Here is a 4,127-nt window from a genome sequence, read left to right as displayed (position 1 = left end):
GAGCCCGTGACCGGGATCGACTGGTCGGTCGAGGAGCTCGAGGGGGACCTGGGCGAGAAGTGCGACCCGCCACGACGTGGGCTCACCGAGAACGCCGTCATCCGGAGCCCGAACGCGGTCCGCACGTTCGACAACGACGTCGTCAACCGCGGCACCATCCGCGTCTTCGAGCGCGAGGACGGTGCGGGGCCGCGCGCCATGCTGTTCGGGGACTCCTTCTGCTACCGGCTGCTGCCCCTTCTCGCCGAGTCGTGCTCGCACATGGTGTTCGCGCACTCCATCACGGTGGACTGGGACCTGGTCGATGAGATCCAGCCGGAGATCCTCATCTGCCTGGCGGTCGAGCGGTTCTGCATCAAGCCCCCGAACGACGACGCCGGCGCCTCGGTCCGTTCGGTGGCGGGAGCGAAGCTGCGGCAGCTGCGCAGGCCGTGATCACCACGCGCTCGCGACCGGCCCGCCTCTAGAATCGGCGCCGATGCCGGTTCGAGCGACAAAGCGCGGCGACGCGCGCACACCCCTGAGCGGCGAGTACGACGTCATCGTCTGCGGCGCGAGCTTCGCCGGACTCGCGGTGGCCCGTGAGCTGTCCGGGTCGGGCGCCCGTGTCCTGCTGCTGGACCGCTACGAGATCGGCGAGAAGCAGACCTCGGCGTGCGCGGCCCCGACCGAGTTCCTCGAGAACCTCGGGGTGGCAGGGGCGATCCGCCAGACGTTCTCGGACCTCGTCATCCACCGCCGGCAGGCGCACGGCGGGCGCGAGACCATGAAGACCTACCGCTGGCACCTCCCGTGGACGTTCTCGACGTTCGACTACCGCGAGATCTGCGCGCTCCTCAAGGAGCAGTCCCCGGACGTGCCGTTCGAGACCGCCAAGGTCGAGGGCCGGACCGGCGAGACCATCCGGACCGACCGCGGTGATCTGACCGCCCCGCTGATCGTCGACGGCCTCGGCTGGCCGCGGTACCTCAGCGAATCCGGGCAGCGCGTCACGCCGCCGAACGCCCGCGTGTCCCGGGGGCTCGAGGTCCACCCCGACGGCTCGGACAGCGATCTCGAGCTGTGGCTCGACCCGAAGTACGTGCGCGCCGGGTACTCCTGGAACTTCCCCGCGGGCGACGAGCTGCGCGTCGGCGTCGGGTCCTTCGACCCGCACGACCACGTCAAGCGGCCCACGCAGGAGCTCGCCGCCGACCTGGGGCTCCCCGCCGAGCGCTGGCAGGGCAACTGGATCCCCCACAAGATGCGCAAGCCGACCGACGGCATCGTCTTCTTCGTCGGCGACAGCGCCGGCCACTGCTTCCCGACGACCGCGGAGGGGATCCGGCCCGCGCTCTACTTCGGGTTGGCCTGCGGGCGGGAGCTGCGCAAGGTCGTCGAGGGACGCCAGACGCGCGCGCAGGCCCTGGACCGTTACGCCGCCTTCTGCGACGAGCACCTCTACGCGTTCCGCTGGCTGCTGCGGGTGCAGAACATGGTCGGCCGTCTCAACCGCTACCCCGCGATGGACACCGCGCTGGACATCATGGACCGCCAGTCGTTCGTGACGTGGTCGTTCAACCACTACCTGAACATCACGCCACCCGACTACGTCCTCGACGGGCCGCACGGCGACCGCTTCCGCACCCCGCTCGCCGCACCGGTCGCGGTGGCGGCGTAGGTCCGGAGGGGCCGGGCGGCGCCGAGCGCGCCGCGTCAGAACCCGCGGCGCTCGCGGTCGCGCATCATCCGCGGATCGTGCTCACCGCGATGCCGGGACACCACGACGACGTGGATGGCCCACAGGACGCAGAGCACGCCGAAGCCGATCGTCAACTCGACCGCCTCGCTGGGGTTGAACGCGCCGAGCGCGGCGAAGAACGCGAAGCAGACCATGAGCCCGAGAGCGAGGATCCAGAACGCCTCGCGCAGGCTCTCGGCCGTGTCGCGTCCGTGCGGGCGGGGAATGTGGGCGGTGCCCATGCGTGGGCCTCCTGAAATCGCGTTTCGCGCGGCACCGCTCCGCGGCGCACAACGCGCCTGTCTCGACGTTCCTCCTCGGTCTCGCGCCTGTCAAGACGGACGGACGGACGGACGAGTGCCGGTCAGCCGCGCACGATGAGCGCCACTCCGGCGCACAGCAGCAGGACCCCGGCGATCCGCGCGGCGGTGATCGGCTGCTGCTGCACGCCGAGCCAGCCGAACCGGTCGATGAGCACGCTCGCGGTGAGCTGGCTGGCGATCGTCGCCGCGGTCACACCGCCGGCCCCGAGCTCCCGCACCGTCACCAGGACGGTGGCGACGTAGATCGCTCCGAGCACACCCCCGGTGAGGTAGTACCACGACAGCCCGCGCGCCTCGCCGATGTCCGCGAAGCCACCCCGGGCGAACGCCACCACGAGCGCCAGGACGACGGTGCCGAGCGCGAAGCTCGTGAGCGCCGCCTGGAACGTCCCGACATTCCGACCCAGCGTCGAGTTGATGGGGGCCTGCAGCGCGATGAGCGCGCCGGCGACGACGGTCAGGAGCACCGCGCCCGAGCGGTCCATCAGGCGCTCACTTCGCGTCCAGCCACGACTTGCCGACCCCCGGCGAGACGGCCATCGGCGGATCGTGGGTCCAGGGCGCGCGCATCTCGCGCTCCGCGAGGGCACGGACGGCGTCCATCTCCTCGGGCGGCCCCTCGAACAGCAGCTCGTCGTGGATCTGGAGGATCAGACGGGTCGTGAGGCCCTCGGCGGCCAGCGCCCGGTGGGCGCCGATCATCGCCAGCTTGATGACGTCGGCCGCGGTCCCCTGGATGACCGTGTTGACCGCCAGCCGCTCCCCCAGCGTGCGCACCTGGTAGTTGCGCGCCTTGAGCTCGGGGATCTGGCGCCGCCTGCCGTACAGCGTGGTCACGTAGCCCTGCTCGGTCGCCCGCTCGATCGTGCCGGTCATGAACGCGTGCACGGCCGGGAACCGCTCGAGGTACGCGTCGATGAACTGCTTGGCCTCCTCGCGCGCGATGTTGAGCCGATCCGCGAGCCCGTAGTCCGAGAGCCCGTAGACGATGCCGTAGTTGATCATCTTGGCCTTGGAGCGATCCATCGGGGTGAGATCCTCCGCGCGCTTCTCGAACACCTGCGACGCGGTCGCGGTGTGGACGTCCTCCCCCCGCAGGAAGATGTCCTTCAGGACCTGCTCACCGGCCACGTGGGCCAGCACGCGCAGCTCGACCTGCTCGTAGTCGGCGCTCAGCAGCACGTGGCCGTCGGCGGCCTCGAAGCACCCGCGGATCTCGCGGCCGAGCTCCGTGCGGACCGGCACGTTCTGCATGTTCGGGTTGGTGGACGACAGGCGCCCGGTCTGCGCGACGGCCTGCAGGAACGTCGTGTGGATGCGGGACGCGTCGTCGGTGAGGTTGGGCAGCACGTCGAGGTAGGTCTTGGCGAGCTGGTTGAGCTCCCGCCAGCGCTCGATCTTCGGCACGACGGGATGCTCGTCGCGGATCGCCTGGAGGACGCGGGCGTCGGTCGAGAAGCCCGTCTTCCCCCTGCGCTTGCGGGACAAGCCGAGCTTCTCGAAGAGGATCGCGCCGAGCTGCTGCGGCGAGCCGAGCACGAACTCCTCCCCCGCGAGCTCCCAGACCTCGCGCTCCAGCGAGCCGATCTCCTCGTGCACGCGCTCGCGGATCGCCGCCAGCCGCGGCTTGTCGAGCTTGACGCCGGCGACCTCCATGGCCCGGAGCACGCCGACCAGCGGAAGCTCGATCTCGTCCAGGAGCCGCTGGAGGTCCCGGTCGACGAGCTGCTCGCGCTGCCAGGACGCCAGCGTCGCGCAGAGCACCGCATCCGCGCCCGCCGGGTCCTCGATCGACGTCCCGAACCCGCGCTCCTCGCACAGCTCCGGGAACGGGTAGCCGCGCCGTGCGGGCTCCAGGAGGTACGCGGCGAGCATCGTGTCGTGGGCCAGGCCCGACGGCACGAGCCCGAGCTCCTTCGCGTCGTGGGCCACCACGGGCCGCCCGCCCAGCGCCGTCACGAGGTCCTCCGGCCTGGGGCACTCCCCCACCAGGACGTCCTCGCCGCAGGCGACGCCGAACCGCCAGCCGCCCTCGGTGGCGAACAGCTCGCCCTCGGCGACCTCGGGGGCGCGGACGGCGATCG

At 71.2% G+C, this 4,127-nt stretch carries 4 protein-coding genes and 1 pseudogene; 2 read left to right on the top strand and 3 right to left on the bottom strand.

From position 1 onward, the window contains the following. Positions 1 to 435: pseudogene (locus ABYE80_RS17830) on the top strand (hypothetical protein); the annotation flags it as partial. Between the two features lie 43 nt (positions 436 to 478). Beyond that, positions 479 to 1,660, top strand: a complete 1,182-nt coding sequence (locus tag ABYE80_RS17825; RefSeq protein ID WP_372791653.1) for an FAD-dependent oxidoreductase — start codon at positions 479 to 481, stop codon at positions 1,658 to 1,660. A 35-nt stretch (positions 1,661 to 1,695) separates the two neighbouring features. Here the strand turns inward: ABYE80_RS17825 and ABYE80_RS17820 are convergent, their stop codons facing one another. The 3 genes from ABYE80_RS17820 to ABYE80_RS17810 form a co-directional block, all read right to left on the bottom strand. Continuing rightward, positions 1,696 to 1,962, bottom strand: coding sequence for a hypothetical protein (locus ABYE80_RS17820; RefSeq protein WP_372791652.1), 267 nt, complete (start codon positions 1,960 to 1,962; stop codon positions 1,696 to 1,698). Positions 1,963 to 2,084: 122 nt separating this feature from the next. Continuing rightward, positions 2,085 to 2,528, bottom strand: coding sequence for a DMT family transporter (locus ABYE80_RS17815; protein ID WP_372791651.1), 444 nt, complete (start codon positions 2,526 to 2,528; stop codon positions 2,085 to 2,087). Positions 2,529 to 2,535: 7 nt separating this feature from the next. Then, positions 2,536 to 4,127: DNA polymerase (locus tag ABYE80_RS17810; protein WP_372791650.1), on the bottom strand; the 1,592-nt coding region annotated here is incomplete at its 5' end.

The sequence above is a fragment of the Paraconexibacter sp. genome (assembly GCF_041602235.1).
Taxonomy (GTDB): Bacteria; Actinomycetota; Thermoleophilia; order Solirubrobacterales; family Solirubrobacteraceae; genus Paraconexibacter.
This window is presented reverse-complemented; position numbering and strand designations above follow the sequence as displayed.